At 65.5% G+C, this 16,416-nt stretch carries 17 protein-coding genes; 6 read left to right on the forward strand and 11 right to left on the reverse strand.

Going from position 1 to position 16,416, the window contains the following annotated elements:
• The first annotated feature begins 1 nt into the window (after position 1).
• The 3 genes from ACEQZ0_RS12485 (at position 2) to pal (ending at position 2,835) form a co-directional block, all read left to right on the forward strand.
• Positions 2-871: an energy transducer TonB gene (locus ACEQZ0_RS12485; protein ID WP_370191149.1), complete on the forward strand. Its 870-nt coding sequence runs from the start codon at positions 2-4 to the stop codon at positions 869-871.
• On the forward strand, positions 868-2,250 hold the full coding sequence (tolB, locus tag ACEQZ0_RS12490; RefSeq protein ID WP_370191151.1) for a Tol-Pal system beta propeller repeat protein TolB: 1,383 nt from the start codon (positions 868-870) through the stop codon (positions 2,248-2,250). Before ACEQZ0_RS12485 ends, tolB begins: the two co-directional genes overlap by 4 nt.
• Before the next feature lie 75 nt (positions 2,251-2,325).
• The gene (gene pal, locus ACEQZ0_RS12495; protein WP_370191153.1) at positions 2,326-2,835 is read left to right on the forward strand and encodes a peptidoglycan-associated lipoprotein Pal; all 510 of its coding nucleotides are present in this window, start codon (positions 2,326-2,328) and stop codon (positions 2,833-2,835) included.
• A gap of 82 nt (positions 2,836-2,917) precedes the next feature.
• Here the strand turns inward: pal and ACEQZ0_RS12500 are convergent, their stop codons facing one another.
• Positions 2,918-3,067: a hypothetical protein gene (locus ACEQZ0_RS12500; protein ID WP_370191155.1), complete on the reverse strand. Its 150-nt coding sequence runs from the start codon at positions 3,065-3,067 to the stop codon at positions 2,918-2,920.
• Between the two features lie 153 nt (positions 3,068-3,220).
• On the opposite strand from ACEQZ0_RS12500, the gene ACEQZ0_RS12505 reads away from it, so the two are divergent.
• Positions 3,221-3,754: a J domain-containing protein gene (locus tag ACEQZ0_RS12505; RefSeq protein WP_370191157.1), complete on the forward strand. Its 534-nt coding sequence runs from the start codon at positions 3,221-3,223 to the stop codon at positions 3,752-3,754.
• On the opposite strand, the gene ACEQZ0_RS12510 is transcribed toward ACEQZ0_RS12505, so the two are convergent.
• The 6 genes from ACEQZ0_RS12510 to pdeM all read right to left on the reverse strand — a co-directional run bounded on the left by ACEQZ0_RS12510 (position 3,755) and on the right by pdeM (position 9,952).
• The gene (locus ACEQZ0_RS12510; RefSeq protein ID WP_370191160.1) at positions 3,755-4,555 is read right to left on the reverse strand and encodes an SDR family NAD(P)-dependent oxidoreductase; all 801 of its coding nucleotides are present in this window, start codon (positions 4,553-4,555) and stop codon (positions 3,755-3,757) included. It lies immediately after the preceding gene.
• 1 nt (position 4,556) lies between these two features.
• Entirely contained in the window at positions 4,557-5,267 is a 711-nt protein-coding gene (locus ACEQZ0_RS12515) for a RimK family alpha-L-glutamate ligase (protein ID WP_370191162.1), read from the reverse strand.
• 179 nt (positions 5,268-5,446) lie between these two features.
• On the reverse strand, positions 5,447-6,754 hold the full coding sequence (locus ACEQZ0_RS12520) for a cystathionine gamma-synthase family protein (RefSeq protein WP_370191165.1): 1,308 nt from the start codon (positions 6,752-6,754) through the stop codon (positions 5,447-5,449).
• A 297-nt stretch (positions 6,755-7,051) separates the two neighbouring features.
• Positions 7,052-8,464 carry a DASS family sodium-coupled anion symporter gene (locus ACEQZ0_RS12525; protein WP_370191168.1) on the reverse strand — a complete coding sequence of 471 codons (1,413 nt, stop codon included), beginning with the start codon at positions 8,462-8,464 and terminating at the stop codon, positions 7,052-7,054.
• 128 nt (positions 8,465-8,592) lie between these two features.
• Positions 8,593-9,111 carry a translation initiation factor IF-3 gene (gene infC / locus ACEQZ0_RS12530; RefSeq protein WP_370191171.1) on the reverse strand — a complete coding sequence of 173 codons (519 nt, stop codon included), beginning with the start codon at positions 9,109-9,111 and terminating at the stop codon, positions 8,593-8,595.
• Positions 9,112-9,247: 136 nt separating this feature from the next.
• A complete protein-coding gene (pdeM, locus tag ACEQZ0_RS12535; protein WP_370191174.1) occupies positions 9,248-9,952 on the reverse strand; it encodes a ligase-associated DNA damage response endonuclease PdeM in 705 nt (234 codons plus the stop codon).
• A 45-nt stretch (positions 9,953-9,997) separates the two neighbouring features.
• On the opposite strand from pdeM, the gene hemF reads away from it, so the two are divergent.
• Positions 9,998-10,855 carry an oxygen-dependent coproporphyrinogen oxidase gene (gene hemF, locus ACEQZ0_RS12540; protein ID WP_370191177.1) on the forward strand — a complete coding sequence of 286 codons (858 nt, stop codon included), beginning with the start codon at positions 9,998-10,000 and terminating at the stop codon, positions 10,853-10,855.
• On the opposite strand, the gene ACEQZ0_RS12545 is transcribed toward hemF, so the two are convergent.
• On the reverse strand, positions 10,856-11,719 hold the full coding sequence (locus ACEQZ0_RS12545) for a family 16 glycosylhydrolase (RefSeq protein WP_370191180.1): 864 nt from the start codon (positions 11,717-11,719) through the stop codon (positions 10,856-10,858).
• Between the two features lie 186 nt (positions 11,720-11,905).
• Here ACEQZ0_RS12545 and ACEQZ0_RS12550 point away from each other — a divergent pair, with 186 nt between their 5' ends.
• The gene (locus tag ACEQZ0_RS12550; RefSeq protein ID WP_370191182.1) at positions 11,906-13,801 is read left to right on the forward strand and encodes a M1 family metallopeptidase; all 1,896 of its coding nucleotides are present in this window, start codon (positions 11,906-11,908) and stop codon (positions 13,799-13,801) included.
• Here ACEQZ0_RS12550 and ACEQZ0_RS12555 read toward each other — a convergent pair.
• From ACEQZ0_RS12555 to ACEQZ0_RS12565, 3 genes are read right to left on the reverse strand one after another with little or no spacing between them, the layout of a single operon-like run.
• On the reverse strand, positions 13,794-13,922 hold the full coding sequence (locus tag ACEQZ0_RS12555) for a DUF2474 family protein (RefSeq protein ID WP_370191185.1): 129 nt from the start codon (positions 13,920-13,922) through the stop codon (positions 13,794-13,796). The two genes, ACEQZ0_RS12550 and ACEQZ0_RS12555, sit on opposite strands and share 8 nt — an antisense overlap.
• Positions 13,919-14,917, reverse strand: a complete 999-nt coding sequence (gene cydB, locus ACEQZ0_RS12560) for a cytochrome d ubiquinol oxidase subunit II (RefSeq protein ID WP_370191188.1) — start codon at positions 14,915-14,917, stop codon at positions 13,919-13,921. The genes ACEQZ0_RS12555 and cydB overlap by 4 nt, the downstream gene beginning before the upstream one ends.
• Positions 14,914-16,371: a cytochrome ubiquinol oxidase subunit I gene (locus ACEQZ0_RS12565; RefSeq protein ID WP_370191191.1), complete on the reverse strand. Its 1,458-nt coding sequence runs from the start codon at positions 16,369-16,371 to the stop codon at positions 14,914-14,916. Before ACEQZ0_RS12565 ends, cydB begins: the two co-directional genes overlap by 4 nt.
• Positions 16,372-16,416: the final 45 nt, after the last annotated feature.

A 16,416-nucleotide genomic window follows, 5' to 3' on the forward strand; every position in this document is an offset into this window, starting at 1 on the left:
CATGGAGAGGACAGCGATCAGGGCAGAGGAGCGGACCGGACTTGTCGTCGCGGTCGTCCTGCATCTCGCGCTGGTCGCCCTGCTCGTGGTGCAGGGCCTGTTTCCCGCTCCCGTCATCGAGCCGCCTCAGCGCATGACTGTCAGCCTTGCCGAGGACGTCGGCATGGCCGCGACCGCGCCCGATCCGGTGGCCGAAAGCCGCGCTTCGACCGCGCCGACGATGGAGCCCAACCCCGCGCCGGCCCCTGAGCAGGACCAACCGGCCCCGCCGCAGGTCGAGCGCCCCGTGCCGCCGCAGGTGCAATCGCCGGTGCCGGTGCCAAGGGCCGCCCCCGATCCACGCCCGCGCCGTCGCCCCGACCCGCCGCGCACGCAGGCTCAGCCGCAGCCCGCGCCCCCCGCACCCGCGACGCGGGCGGAGAGCGCGCCCAGAAACCCGCCGAAAAGCAGCGCGCGCAGCGGCGGCTCGCGCCTTGGAGACAATTTTCTCGAGGGGGCAGGGGCAAGCACGAGCACAAGCGAGACGCGCGTTCCCGCCTCGCAAATCGGAGCCAGCGCGAAGGCGTCGCTGGTGCAGGCGATCGCACGCAAGATCAAACCGCACTGGGAGCCGCCCAATGGGCCCGAGGTGGAAAAGATCACGACTTTCCTTCGGTTTCGTCTCAACGCCGATGGCAGCCTGGCCGGAAGGCCGGAAATGATCCGCCAGACCGGCGTCAACGACACCAACCGGGCGCAAGCAAGCCGACATGCCGAACAGGCTATTCGCGCTGTCCAGCTCGCCGCGCCATTCGACGATCTTCCCGCAGAGTATTACGAAGCGTGGAAACTCGTCGGACCCTTTAGTTTCGACTGGAGACTGGCCCAATGAAATATGTGATCTTTGCCTCTCTCACGCTGCTCGCAACCCCTCTGGCTGCGCAGAACCAGGATCTCGGGCAGCCCATTCCCGAAGGCGGCGAGGTCGAGACGATCGAGGAGGGCGAAGGCCTCTCCGGCTCGGTCAGCTTCGAAGGCAACCTCGACGATCTCGGCATTGCCATCCCTGGGTTCGCGACCGATCGCGATGTCGCGACCCCGGCCAATTCCTCGGGCACGGCGGCGCTGGGCAAGGAGCTGGCGCGGGTGATCACCTCGGACCTGCGCAACAACGGTCTGTTTAAGCCGACCGGCCCCGACGCGCTGCCCCAGCCGGGTTTTGCCGAGATCACCGCGCCGAACTGGTCGACCTGGTCCAACCGCGGCGCCGAAATGCTCGTCCACGGCTATGTCCGTGGACGCGCCGACAGCAAGCTGACGATCGGCTGCTATCTCTACGACATGGCGCTGAAACAGGAGCTGGTACGCGAAGGCTGGGTGGTCGAGCCTGCCGACTGGCGCCGCGCGGCGCATAAATGCGCCGACCTGGTCTATTCGCGCCTCACCGGCGAAAGCCCGTTCTTCGACAGCCGCATCGCCTATATCGCCGAGACGGGTCCGAAGGATAACCGCACCAAGCGGCTCGCGATCATGGACAGCGACGGGGCCAACCATCGCTTCATCACCACCGGCCGTTCGACCGCGCTGACGCCGCGCTATTCGCCCGACTACAAGAAGCTGTCCTATCTCAGCTATGTCGACGGCAATCCGCGCATCTATGTCTATGACATCGGCACCGGTCGCCAGACGCTCGTCACCCAGAGCAGCAATCCGACCTTCGCCCCGCGGTGGAGCCCCGACGGTCGCTGGCTGCTCTATTCGATGGCCGTCAATGGAAATACCGACATCTACCGCGTTTCGGCCAGTGGCGGTGAGCCGATCCGGCTGACCGATACGCCGGGGATCGACATCGGCGGCTCCTATTCGCCCGATGGCAGCCGGATTGTGTTCGAGAGCGATCGTTCGGGTGCGCAGCAATGCTACGTCATGGATGCCGACGGATCGAACCAGCGCCGCATCAGCTTCGGTGGCAGCCGTTGCGCGACGCCTGAATGGAGCCCGCGCGGCGACCAGATCGCCTTCACCAACGCGAGTTCGTTCAACATTTCGGTCATGTCGCCCTCGGGCGGCAATGTCCGCGTGCTGACCAACGGCTGGCAGGACGAGGCGCCGACCTGGGCGCCCAACGGACGGATCATCCAGTTCTTCCGCACCGAGCGAAACAGCGGCAAGACCGCACTCTACCAGGTCGACCTGACCGGCGAGAACCTGCGGCGCCTGCCGACGCCGGTCGACGCCTCGGACCCGGCCTGGGGACCCATCCTGCCGTAACTGCATTGGATCAGGATAAAGACGATCTCGGGGGGCAAAACCGACTTCACCACGCTGTTTGAAAGGGGACAGCCTATGAATACCCGTGTTGCTACCGGTCTGATGCTGGCATCGACCATCGCGCTTGCCGCTTGTTCGAAGAAGGCGCCGGAAGAACTTCCGCCGCCGCCGACGGAAACGGCGACGCCCGCTCCCACCGCGCCGACCGGCCCGTCGGTCGGCTCGCAGGCGCATTTCGTCAATGCCGTCGGGCAGGAGAACACGGTCGTCTATTTCGACACCGACCGCTTCAACATCGATGCCGAAGACCAGATGAAACTGCAGCGCCAGGCGCAGTATTTCAGCCAGTACCAGCAGGTCAATTTCACCATCGAGGGGCATGCCGACGAGCGTGGTACACGCGAATACAACCTCGCCCTCGGAGAACGCCGGGCCAACGCGGCGAAGAACTATCTCGTCTCGATCGGCGTTCCGGCGAATCGGATCCGCACGGTGAGCTACGGCAAGGAACGCCCGGTGGCGCTGGGCTCGAACGAGGCGGCCTGGGCGCAGAACCGCCGCGCCGCAACGATCACGATCAACTGATCGCGCCAGCGGCAAGGCCGAAAACGAAAAGGGCTCCCCGATCGGGGAGCCCTTACTCGTCAGGGAAGGCCTGATGTTTCGCCTAGCGAAGCGCGGTGAGCTCTACCAGCGGGGCTGCGCCGGACGCCAGGCCTCGCTGGTCACTCGAAATCCCGCCGAAGCCTGCGGTCAGAGCGAACACAGCCATCGACAGGACGGCGGCGGTGGCGGAAAGGGTCAGTTGCTTGCTCATGGTCTCTCTCGTGCGAGCCTGTTAATGGCAATGTCTTAAAGTATAGTTGCAATGCAACATTGCAGATTGAAACTGGTTCCCGGATGCTTGCACCTTTCGCCAGTCCGCCTAGATTGACCGCCATGCCCAGCCGACAAACGATACTCTCCCGCCATGGCTAAGGCGCGGCGCTCCAACGACTGGGGTTTCCCGCGCTGGCGCGGCTATGGCTCCTCGCGCGAGGCGACGACCGTGCGGCTGTGCGACCGGCACGGCTGCGAGGAACCGGGCGACTGCCCTGCGCCCAAGGCGCCCAACAGCCCCGAACGGTGGATGTTCTGCCAGAAGCATGCCGCCGATTACAACCAGAAGTGGGACTATTTCGAAGGGCTCGACAAGGCCGAAAAGGAAGCCCGCGCCAAGGCCGAGCGAAGCGAGAATGCCGGCTATGCCGAAGCCCAGCACTATGGCTGGAGCGGCAGCGGAGATGGTTCGCGCAGCGCCGACGAGATGCGCGCGCTCGAAGTGCTCGATCTCGAATCCGATGCCGATTTTACAGCGGTGAAGAAGGCCTGGCGCGACAAGGCCAAGACGGTCCATCCCGACGTAAAGCCGGGTGACAAGGAAGCCGCCGCCGAATTCCAGAAGCTCCAGCTCGCCTACGAGGTACTCAAGGCTGCCGAAGAGCGGCGCGAGTGGAAAGGCTAGTCAGTCGGTCTGCTTCGGTTTGGTATCGATGCCCGGGTTGGGATTGTCGTTCCACCAGGGCACATCGGTGAAGGGTCGCACATCGACCTCGTGCGTCCAGCAATTACGCGGCTGCTGCGCGAGGTGCCAATAGGTCTCGGCCAGCGCGCCAGGGTCGACCACCCCGTCCTCTCCCTTGGCTGCCTTGTAGGCCTCGAACCGGTCGCCGAGCAGCTTGCCCAGCGTGTCGGGCGCATCGACCGACCCGTCGACGACCACATGCGCGACATGAATGCCTTGCGGGGCGAATTCGGCGTTGAGCGTCTGGCACAGCATGCGCCGCGCGCCCATGGCCGCCGCGTGGCTGTGCTGCCCGGCATTGCCGCGCACCGCGGCGGTCGCCGAGGTGACGAGGATCGTCCCGCTGCCGCGCTCGACCATGTACGGCGTAACCGCATGGGCGAGGCGGAAAAGGCCGAAGCAGCCGAGCCGCCAGCCGAGTTCGAAGGTGCGATGCGGCGTGTCGGCGAGCGTGCGGTTGCCGATCTGGGCACCGAGGTTGTAGAGCACGGTGTCGATCGGTCCGATATCGCGCTCGACCCGTTCGACCAGCTCCTCGATCGTGCCGTCTGCAGCGGCATCGAGCAGTGTCCCCGAAGCTCTGCCGCCCGCCTTCTCGATAGCATCGACGAGTTTCGCCAGGCCTGCCTCATCGGAGCGCCGCGCAAGGACAGCGTGGTAGCCGCCCTGCGCGAACCGCATCGCGGCATGTCCGCCGATCCCCGCGCCAGCTCCGATCACGAGGAACACCTTTTCCGCCATGTCAGCCTCCCTGGATGCGGGCGAGGATAGCTTGCGCGAGACGTTCTCCCAAGTGCGGTCCTTGTACGGGATAGAGATAGGGTTCGATCAGCTCCGCCTCCATCACCGCCAGTTCGCCCGATGGCAGCCGCGCCATGTCGATCCGGGCATAGAGCAGGTCGTCGAAGGGCAGCGCTGCCACCACCGCTTCGGCGGTTGCAAGGTCAGCCGGCTGGGGGACGTAGGCGGCTTCGTAGCCGCCATAGAGCGATTGGATGCGATAGTCGCCAGCGCCCGCCCGCTTGAGCACCCCGTGGCTGAAGACTCCGTCGATGAAGACGAAGGTGTATTCGCCTTCATTTACGATGCTTGGGAGGAAGGGCTGGACCATGCAGGGGCAGCCCATCGTCCAGCCGTCTTCGGGCAGCGCATAGCGCGTGAAGCTGTGTTGCCCGAGCGCCCCCGCACCGACCTGCCGTTTCGCGACGATGCGGCCCGTGCCGAGCCGGTCCATTGCCGCGAGGACGCCCGACCCGTCCAGATCGTCCAGCCAGAGCGTCGGTACCGTGGCGACGCCGCTCACCGCCAGCCGCTTCAGATAGCGCTTGTTCGTATTCCATCGGACGACCTCGGGCGGGTTACAGACAGTGATGCCCCGCGCGGCAAGAGCATCGAGCCTGTCGAGGAAGTCCTCCGGATGGTCCTGATAGTCCCACGCGGTGCCGAGCAGCACCAGGCTGAGGCCCTCGAATTCCGCGAGCGGCGCGCGCCAGTCGATTTCGACCAGTTCGAGCCCGACCGCGGCGAAGGCCGGGCGCAGCGCGGCGACCTCGACATCATGCTCGAATGCGTCCCCCCGGCGAGGACCCTCGCCGGGCAGCGTGTCGGCACAGGCGAGGAAGCCGATCCGGCTCAGACCGCCTCCAGCGCCTGTTCGAAGTCGGCGATGAGATCGTCCGGGTCTTCGATGCCGATCGAGATGCGGATGAGGTTGTCGCCGATCCCCAGCGCCGCCTTGCGTTCGTCGGGAACCGAGAGGTGCGTCATCGAAGCCGGGTGGCTCGCCAGCGTCTCGGTCCCCCCGAGGCTGACTGCGAGCTTGGCGATCTTGAGGATGTCGAGGAAGCGGAAGCACTCGGCCTCGCCACCCTTCAGCAACAGCGAGAAGGTGCTGCCGGCACCCTTGCAGTGGCGATCGTAAATGTCCTGCTGGCGCGGATCCTTGATCATGCCGAGATAGCCGAGGCCTTCGACCTTGGGATGCCGGGCGAGGTATTCGCAGACCTTGGCGGCATTCTCGCCCGCGCGGCTCATCCGCAATTCGACGGTCTCGAGGCTACGCAGCAGCATCCAGGCGGTGTTCGGGTCGCAGATACCGCCCATGGTGTTGCGCAGCATGCGCACCGGATCCATCCACTTCTTCGCGCCGGCGATGCTGCCCGCGACAAGATCCGAATGACCGCCGACATATTTGGTCAGCGAATAGCAGACGATGTCCGCGCCCTGGTCGAGCGGGCGCTGCCACAGCGGGCCGAGGAAGGTGTTGTCGATCGCGATCGGGCATTCGAGGCCGCCATCGTCGACGGCGCCGCGTACCGCCTCGACGTCGACCAGAGCATTGGTCGGATTGCCCGGACTCTCGAGGTAAACCATGGCGACCTTGCCGCCCTGTTCGTCGGCCTTTGCCTTGGCCTTGGCCAGCACCGCGTCGATTTCCTCGCGCGTCGCGCCAGCCGGGAAGTCGACATAGCTGACGCCCCAGCGCGACATCCACTTGGCGACGAAGCCTTCGGTCGCGGCGTAGAGCGGGCCCGAATGGACCACGACGTCACCCTGCTGGGCATAGGTCAGCAGCAGGACGCAGATCGCGGTCATGCCGCTCGAGAAGCTGAGCGCGTCCTCGGCCCCGTCCCAGATCGCCAGGCGATCCTCGAGGATTTCCTGGTTGGGCGCGTTGAAGCGCGAATAGACGAGGCCGTCGGCACCACCCGGGCGCTTGCCGGTGATCCCTTCGAAATGGCGCTTGCCGTCGGCGGCGCTGGGAAAGGCGAAAGTCGAGGTGAGGAAGATCGGCGGCTTGAGGCTGCCTTCGGACAGGACCGGATCGTAACCATGGCCCATCATCAGCGTGCTGGGCTTCAATTCGCGACCGGCGATCTTGGTGACTTCCTGCTTGGGAGCCATGCGGGGCGACGTGGGGTCGATTTCGTGATCGCTCATGGGATGGGCATCCTTCCTGAATCATGCTCCCAGGAAGGCGGGAGCCGGGTGGGCTGGTCGGGGCGCCCGTTCCTAACCTCCGCAGGAACGCCTCTCCGCCGACAGCGCTTTCGGTTGCGGTCCATATGGCGGAGCGATGTTGGTTTCAACTGCGGCGAAGTCTGCAACATGGACCGCATGGACCACGGTCCTGCGCCAAAAATATCTGGACCGCGGTCGAGGCGGGAAATCGGACGCAGGAACAGGCGGGTGCATGGCCATTGCGTCCGTCTACAGCGTACGGGCAGTGTAGGAAAATCAACCGCCGATCAGCGCGTGCATACCCCAGACCACCGCGACGATCATCGCGATGCCGAACAGGTCGAGCAAAATGCCTGCCTTGACCATACGCTCGATGCGGATGCGGCCGGTCGCCCAGGCGATGGCATTGGGGCCGGTCCCGGCGGGCAGCATGAAGCCCCAACTCGCCGCCAATGCGGCGGGCATGGCAAGGAGAATTGGATCGACCCCGAGCGCGACTGCCAGGCTCGCGACCACCGGGATGATTCCGCTCGCTGTGGCGACATTGCTGGCGAATTCGGTGATCAGCACGACCATCGCCACCACCGCGAGGGCGACGAATACCAGCGGCCACGCCTCGAGCGGCAGAAGCGCCTGGCCGAGCCAGTCGGCCAGCCCGCTCGCACTCATTCCGGCCGCCAGCGCGAGCCCGCCGCCGAACATCATGATCACCCCCCAGGGCGCGCGATTGGCCTCCTCCCAGGTCAGCAACGGCCGCCCGGTGCCATCGGGAAGCAGGAACAGCGTCAGGCCCATGAGCACGGCGATGGTGCCGTCGGTCAGCGACCCTTCGGGAAGGTAGGGCGCGATCCACATCTGCCCCATCCACAGCAGAAAGGTGACGGCGACCACCGGCACCAGGCGCCGTTCGGCGCTGGTCCATGCATCATGCGTGTCGATCGCCGTTCGCGCGGATTCGGTGTCGAAGGGATGCGCGCGCACATTCTGGACCCAGCCGACCAGCAGCGCGGCGAGCGGCACGCCGATGATCACCACGGGAAAACCGTAGAAGGCCCATTGGGCGAAAGTGATCCGCGTGCCGGTGAGCGTATCCACCAGCCCTACGGCAATGGCGTTGGTGGGAGATCCGACCAGCGTGCCGAGCCCGCCGATGGAGGCGGCAAAGGCAATGCCGATGGGCAGGGCCCCGGCCAGCCCCTCGGTATCGCCGTCCTCCGACCCGCCGCCACGTAGAACGGCGAGCGCCATCGGCATCATGATCAGCGCGGTCGAGGTGTTGGAGATCAGCATCGAGAGGATCGCCGCAGTGACCATGAAGGCCAGCAGCACACCAGTCTGCCCACGGTGCCCGACGAGTTGAAGCAGCGCGAGCGCAAGGCGTCGATGGAGACCGGTACGCTCGATCGCGAGCGCGATGAAGGCGCCGCCAAGGATGAGGAACAGGATCGGGGAGTAATAGGCGCTTGCGGTCGCCTTGGCGTCCATCACCCCGGCAAAGGGCAGGACGAGGAAGGGCATCAGCGCGGTGGCCGTTAGCGGAAGCGCCTCGGTCATCCACCAGGCGGCCATCAGAACGACAAGGCCCGCAACGACAAACGCCTCGCGGCTCATGCCTGCGGGCGGCGCCAGGAAAATGCTCGCCAATAGCGCGAGCGCGCCCACCATAAATCCGATTTGGTTGGCCTTCATAGCGCAGCGATCCCCTCTCGCCGCCGTGCTACCAGCGCGAGTCGCGCTCGGCAACGCACAGCGGACCCAACCGAAAAGGGCAGCCCCGCAGGACTGCCCTTTCCATCAATACTGGATCGCCACAGCGCCTATTTGGGCGCGAGCACCATGATCATCTGGCGCCCTTCGAGACGCGGGAAGGCTTCGACCTTGGCGATTTCCTCGACGTCGTCGCGGACGCGGTTCAAAAGGTCCATGCCGAGCTGCTGGTGCGCCATCTCGCGACCGCGGAAACGCAGCGTGCATTTCACCTTGTCGCCGTGCTCAATGAACTTGACGACGTTCTTCATCTTCACGTCGTAATCGTGCGTGTCGATGTTCGGGCGCATCTTGACCTCTTTGATTTCCTGGGTCTTCTGCGTCTTGCGCGCGAGGTTCGCCTTCTTCTGCGCCTCGTAGCGATATTTGCCGACATCGAGGAACTTGCACACCGGCGGGTCCGCATTGGGCGACACTTCGACGAGGTTGAGACCCACGTCCTGGGCCTGCTCGATCGCTTCGCGGGTGAACATAACGCCGAGGTTCTCGCCTTCGTGATCGATCACGCGGACCTTCGGCACATTGATCATGTTATCGTAGCGCGGACCGCTTTTCACGGGCATTTGCATGCTGCGCCGGGGTGGACGGGCTATGGGGCAATCTCCTTTGGTAGCCGTATAATCAAAGGGCGCATGTAGGCATTGTTCCGCAGATTCGGAAGTGTGTTATGCGGACGGAGCGCAGATTTGCGCGCGACCGTTGCACCTAGGCAGCGCGATTCCACAGATTGAACCGCGCCAGCTTGCCCTTGGCGGGCACGACCGCGTCGATCCGGTCGGCGGGTTGGAGGGCTTGGAGGATTGCGGGATCGGCCGCATTCATCCCGCCGGTGAAGGCGCCGAAGGCCGGGAGGATCATGCGGCCCGTAGGCTTGCCGTCGGGCCCGTCGTTTGCGCTCACCACCGCGCAGGCGCGGCGGATCATCCGCTGGCGGACCTTCACCTGCAGGCGTGGGTGGAAGTGGCCGGAGAGTTCGGGGCGTGTCTCGCCCTTCCGGGCCTGGTGGCGCAGGACCACGCCGCCCAGTTCCATTTCCTCGGTCAGAGTGCCACCGCAGTGCGCCTCCATCTCGGGATCGTGGTTGCCGGTGATCCACACCCAGTCGACCGCGCGCGTCAGCGCATCGAGCATGCCTGCAGCATGCGGTTCCAGACGTGCGGAGCCGGCCGAATCGTGAAAATTGTCGCCCAAGGTGATTACCCGCCGCGCGCCCGTCTCGCGGATGGCGAGCGCCACGCGCTCGAGCGTCTCGCGGCTATCGTAGGGCGGGATCATCTGGCCGTGGCGCGCGAAGAAACTCCCCTTCTCGAGGTGCAGGTCGGCGACCAGCAGCGCGCGCTCGCGCGGCCAGTAAAGCGCGCGGCCCTCGGTCAGGAGCCATTCCTCGCCTGCGAACGAAAGGGGAACCATCGGTTGCTATTGCCGTAGGCAAATCGGGATGGCAAGGCCCTTCGCATGACCGACTGGACCCAGCAGACAGACACCGCCCGCACCTGGTTCGAAAGCCTGCGCGACCGCATCTGCGCCGAGTTCGAGGCGATCGAGCGCGAGGCGGGTTCCGAGGCTAGCTTCCAGTACGACAGCTGGAAGCGCGAGGAGGAGGGCAATCCCGATCCCGGTGGCGGCACGCGCGGGCTGATGAAGGGCACCGTGTTCGAGAAGGTCGGGGTCAATGTCTCCACCGTACGCGGCAATTTCGCGCCCGAATTCGCCGGATCAATCAACGGGGCGAGCGCGGAGAATCCCGGCTTCACCGCCACCGGCATCAGCCTCGTCGCGCATATGGCCAATCCGCATGTGCCCGCGGTGCACATGAACACGCGCTTCCTCACCACCGGCAAGGCCTGGTTCGGCGGCGGGGCCGATCTCAACCCGCCGATCCCTTATGCCGAGGATACCGAGGATTTTCACGCGCGCTTCCGCGCTACCTGCGCCGCGCACAATCCGACCTATTACGAACGCTTCAGGAAGTGGGCGGACGATTATTTCTACATCCCCCATCGCGGCGTGCATCGCGGGGTCGGCGGAATCTTCTACGACCACCTCGAATGCGCCGACGAGGCCGCGTTCGAGCGCAATCTCGCCTTCACCAAAGACGTGGGCGAGGCTTTCCTCGACATCTTCCCCAAGCTGGTACGCCGACGGATGGAGAGCGAGTTTACGCCGCAAGACAAGCAGACCCAGCTCGAATGGCGCGGTCGCTATGCCGAATTCAACCTCGTCTACGACCGCGGCACGCTGTTCGGCCTCAAGACCGGCGGCAATATCGACGCCATCCTTATGAGCTTACCGCCAGAGGCGACCTGGAGCTGATCACTCCTCCGGAGCGTACACACGTACCCAGTCGACGAGCATCGCGATCTCTCCGGTCTTCACCTTGTCGACCGTTTCCTGCGGAACGCCGTTATAGGGTTTCTCGATCCCGTTGGTCTTGAACGGATAGGCGCCGCCCATGGCGAAATTGAGGATCAGGTACTTCGGATTGTCGAAGCGCCACTTGCCGTAGTGTTCGACCATCGGGCGGGTCACTCGGTAGATCGTGCGCCCGTCGACCTGGAACAGCAGCTCGTCCGTCTTCCACTCCACTGCGTAGACGTGCCAGCCGGTCACGTCCTCGCCTTCGGGGAAGAAGAACTTGTTCACCAGCGGCGTTTCGCCCGAATAGCCGGGGCCGTGGAGCGCGACACCGATCCAGTCCTTCTCGCCGACATATTCCATGATGTCGATTTCGCCCGTGTCGGGCCAGCGACCATTGCCGAGCAGCCAGAAGGCGGGCCACACGCCTTTCACGTCGGGCATCCGGATGCGGGCTTCGGCGCGGCCGTAGGTGAAGTCGAACTTGTCCCTGCTCTCGATCCGGCCCGAGAGGAAATCGGCCTTGCGGTCGGGGTGCGGGTCGACGCCGGGCTTGAACACGGGGCGCAGCAGCAGCGCGCCGCCATCGGCGCCCGAAAGTCCCTCGACGATCGACAGCACGGCAGGCGCATCGACATAGGCCTGCTGTTCATTGTTGACCCAGAAATCGGTCCCGATGACGCCCCATTTGTCCCGATCGAGCTCGGGCATATTGAATTCGTCGGCCCAGACGAGCGTGCGGGCGGATGGCTCCTCGGCTGCCAGCGGCGTCGCCAGCAGGCCGAATACACCGACGCAAAGCGAGATTGTGCTGCGGATCATGATGCGCTCCCCAAGACTGTGAACGTTCTCATTACAGGTATTCTCTCGCTTTTCCAGCCCCCGTGAGTAGCAATTGCCGCGCAGGGCTGGCGCTGATCCGCAGGATCGGCAATAGCGCGGCAGCGTTGATAAGAATCCAGCGTGCGGGCTCCAGGCCCGCCGCGAAAGACCTTCGGAGAGTTGCCCATGCGCCGCCTTGCCGTCCCGCTCGCCCTTCTGCTCGCCAGCACTGCCTGCACGACGATGGAGAGTGCCGCGCCCGTCGCTGCTGCGCCCGCGCGGATGGTTTCGCCCATCCTCACTACGCCCGACGCCGTCGACAGCGCAACCTATGCGCAGCCGCAGGTTGCGCGGGTGACGCATGTCGCGCTCGACCTCGATCTCGATTTCGATGCCAGGCGTGTCGGCGGTGTCGCCGATCTCGACGTTCTCGCCGCACCGGGTGCCAAAGCCATCGTACTCGACACCAGGGGGTTGGAGATCGCCAGCGTGACCGATGGGGCGGGCCGTGCACTGGCGTATGAAATCGGTGAAACGGTCGAGGAAGGCGGCAAGGGGGCACCGCTGACGATCACGCTCGACGGCGCGACCAAGTTGCGCATCGCCTATCGCGCACCGGCCAATGCCGAGGCACTGCAGTGGCTCAGCCCCGAACAGACCAAGGGCGGGGTGCACCCGTTCCTCTTCAGCCAGGGCCAGGCGATCCTCAACCGCAGCTGGATACCGACGCAGGACAGCCCCGGCATTCGCCAGACCTGGGAAGCGCGCATTACGGCGCCCAAGCCGCTCGACGTGGTGATGAGCGGCGTGCGCCAGGGGGAGCCCGAAGACCTCGGCAATGGCCGCCGCGCCTTCCGTTTCGTAATGGACAAGCCCGTCCCGCCCTATCTCATCGCGCTGGCGGCGGGTGACATCGATTTCGCCGAGCTCGGGCCGCGCACCGGCGTCTGGGCCGAACCCGCCACGCTGCCGCGCGCGGCCCGCGAAGTCGGCGACACCGAACAGCTCGTGTCGGCAGCCGAGAAGCTCTACGGCGAATACCGCTGGGGCCGCTACGACATGATCGTGCTGCCCCCCGCATTTCCCTACGGGGGGATGGAAAACCCGGTGATGACCTTCCTTACCCCGACCTTCATCGCGGGTGACCGCTCGAACAACGGCCTCGTCGCGCACGAGCTGGCCCACAGCTGGTCGGGCAACCTCGTCACCAATGCGGTGTGGGAGGACAGCTGGCTCAACGAGGGCGTGACCTCCTATTTCGAGAACCGCATCGTCGAGGCGGTCTATGGCAGGAAACGCGCCGAACAGGAGGCCGCGCTGGCCTTCGCCGGGATCGAGGAAACACTGGCCGAAGTCGGCATGGATGCGCCGGGCACCGCGCTGCACCACGAACCGGGCGCGAACGAACTCGGCAGCGCGATCACCTATGACAAGGGTCATTTCTTCCTGCGAACAGTCGAGCGTCTCGTCGGGCGCGAGCGCTTCGACGCCTGGCTGCGGCAATGGTTCGACAACCACGCCTTCCAGCCCGCGACGAGCCGGATGTTCTATGAGGACATGATGGCCAACCTCGTGCGGGACGAGACCGAGGCCAAGGCGCTCATGCTGCACGACTGGATTTTCGCGCCGGGCCTGCCCGCCAATGTTGCCAAGCCCGATCCCGCTGCTTTCACCGAAGTCGACAGGGCGGTCGATGCCTATGCCGAGGAGGGCACGATTCCCGCCGCCTATGCAGGCTGGACCGCCGCCGAGCAGATGCGCTTCCTCGACAACATCCCAAAGGAGCGCAGCGCCGCGCAGCTGGCCGCGCTCGACAGCGCACTTGGCCTGTCGGGGACGGGCAATAACGAGATCCTGTTCCTGTGGCTCGAACTTGCGCTGGCCAATCGCTACGAACCGGCCGTGCCGCAGGCCGAGGAATTTCTCGCCGAGGTCGGCCGCGCCAAATTCGTTCGCCCACTGTTCAAGGTGCTGTGGGACCAGGGTGACTGGGGCCGGGCGCATGCCGAACGCATCTATGCGAAAACACGGGCAGGATATCACGCAGTGACGCGTGCGGGCGTGGACCGGATCGTCAACTAGTCCCGATCCACAGCCGAAGGATGTAGGCGATCACTCCGAGCACGGCGACGCTGGCGGCCCAGATCGCCGCCAGCCACGCCAGCCGCTGCCACAGCGGCGCCTCTTCGGGCGCTTCGCTCAATGATAGCCCTCGTGGCCGGTCTTGCCGCGGAAGACCCAATAGGCCCAGCCGGTATAGGCGAGGATCAGCGGCATGGTGATCGCCACGCCGATGAGCATGAAGACCTGGCTGCGCTCGGGCGCGGCGGCGTCCCAGATGGTCAGCGAGGGCGGCACGACATTGGGCCAGATCGTCACCCCGAGCCCGGCCATGCCGAGCAGGAACAGGCCGAGCGCAAGCCAGAAGGGCCGGCTCTCGCCGCCCCGGGTGAGCGAGCGATAGAGCGCCAGCGCCAGCACGGCGGTGAGCAGCGGGACCGGCGCGGCGTAATAGAGCTCGGGCGCGCTCAGCCAGCGCTCGGCATATTCGGGGCGTAGGCCGAGATTGTAGAGGCTGACCAGAGCCATCAGCGCGCCCGTCGCCCAGAAGGCCCGCAAGGCGAGTTTGCGGGCATGGGCCTGCGCCTCGCCGTCGAGCTTCCACACCAGCCAGGTCGCGCCGAGCAGCGCATAGCCCGCCACCGTGCCGAGGCCGGTCAGCAGCGTGTAGGGCGTCAGCCAGTCCCACCAACTGCCGGCATAGGCGCGGTCGACAACGGTGATACCCTGCAGCAGCGCACCGAGTGTCATCCCCTGCGCCAGCGCGGCGACCAGCGATCCGCCGCTGAAGGCGAGATCCCAGAACTGTCTGTGCGCCGGATCGCGCCAGCGATATTCGAAGGCCACGCCGCGGAACACCAGCCCCAGCAGCATGGCGATGATCAGCGGATAGGTCGCGGGGAGAACGACCGCATAGGCCAACGGGAAAGCGGCGAACAAGCCGCCGCCGCCGAGCACCAGCCAGGTCTCGTTGCCGTCCCATACCGGGGCGATCGAATTCATCGCGCGGTCGCGTTCGGGGCCGACCTCGAAGGTCGGGAACAACACGCCAATGCCGAGGTCGAAGCCGTCCATCACGACATAGGCGAAGACCGCAAAGGCGATGACGAAGGCCCAGATCACGGTGAGGTCGATCATGGCGCGTCCTCCGGCTCGGTCTTGCTTCCCGACAGGTCGCGGCGGCTCTGGTCGGAGGGATCCTGCGTCGGGCCGGGGGTTATGCCGGCGGCGCGGATCGGTCCCTTGTCGCCGCGCTTGACTCCGTATTCGCCCGTATGCGGCGGCTTGCTCATCAGCCGCAATATGTACCACACGCCAACCGAGAAGACCGCGCTATAGACCAGCACGAAGGCGAGCAGCGATGCGGCCACCGCGGGCGCGTCGAGCGGGCTCGCTGCATCGGCAGTGCGCAGCAGGCCGTAGACGGTGAAGGGCTGGCGCCCGACTTCGGTGGTTACCCACCCGGCTATCACTGCGACGAAACCCGCCGGGCCCATCGCCACCGCGCCGCGGTGGAGCCAGCGCCAGTCGTAGAGTTTGCCGCGCATCCGCGCGAGCAGGCTCCACAGGCCGATGGCGAGCATGGCGAACCCGATCCCGACCATGATGCGGAAGGCCCAGAAGACGATCCCCACCGGCGGGCGGTCCTCCTCGGGCACGGTGTCGAGCCCGGCGAGCGGGGCATCGGGATCGTGCTTGAGGATCAGGCTCGAGGCCTTGGGTATCTCGAGAGCGTATTTCACGCGGCCTTCCTTGCTGTCGGGAATGCCGAACAGGATCAGCGGCGCGCCGTCGGGATGGCTGGTGTAATGGCCCTCCATCGCCATGACCTTCGCGGGCTGGTGCTCGAGCGTATTGAGCCCGTGCATGTCGCCGGCGAAAATCTGCACCGGCGCGACCAGCGCGGCCATCCACATCGCCATCGAGAACATGGTGCGGGCATGTTCGCTCGTCCGGTCGCGCAGCAGGTGCCAGGCGCCGACCCCGCCGACGACGAAGGCGGTGGTGAGATAAGCGGCGATCACCGTGTGGGCGAGACGATAGGGGAAGCTGGGGTTGAAGATGATCGCCAGCCAGCTGTCGCCGGGCAGGAACTGTCCGTTGGCGCCGATCTCGTAGCCTGTCGGCGTCTGCATCCAGCTGTTGACCGAGAGGATCCAGAAGGCGGACACGAAGGTGCCCAGCGCGACCATCAGCGTGGCGGCGAAATGCAGCTTGCGCCCGACCTTCTCCATCCCGAACAGCATCACCCCGAGGAAACCCGCCTCGAGAAAGAAGGCGGTCAGTACTTCATAGGCCATCAGCGGACCGATCACCGGCCCCGCCCTGTCGCTGAACACCGCCCAGTTGGTGCCGAACTGGTATGACATGACGATCCCGCTCACCACGCCCATGGCGAAGGCGATGGCGAAGATCTTGAGCCAGTATTTGAACAGGTCGAGATAGCGCTGCCGGCCCGTCTTCAGCCACAGCCCTTCGAGCACCGCGAGATAGCTCGCGAGCCCGATCGAAAAGGCGGGAAAGATGAAATGGAAGCTCACCGTGAAGGCGAACTGGATGCGGGCGAGCAGCAGGGCGTCGAAATCGGGCATGACCGAATAGGCGCTATGGCAAGCACGGCGGCATGGCTCAAGCCA

Origin of the sequence: Qipengyuania sp., from assembly GCF_964227205.1 — a bacterium.
Lineage (GTDB): Bacteria > Pseudomonadota > Alphaproteobacteria > Sphingomonadales > Sphingomonadaceae > Qipengyuania.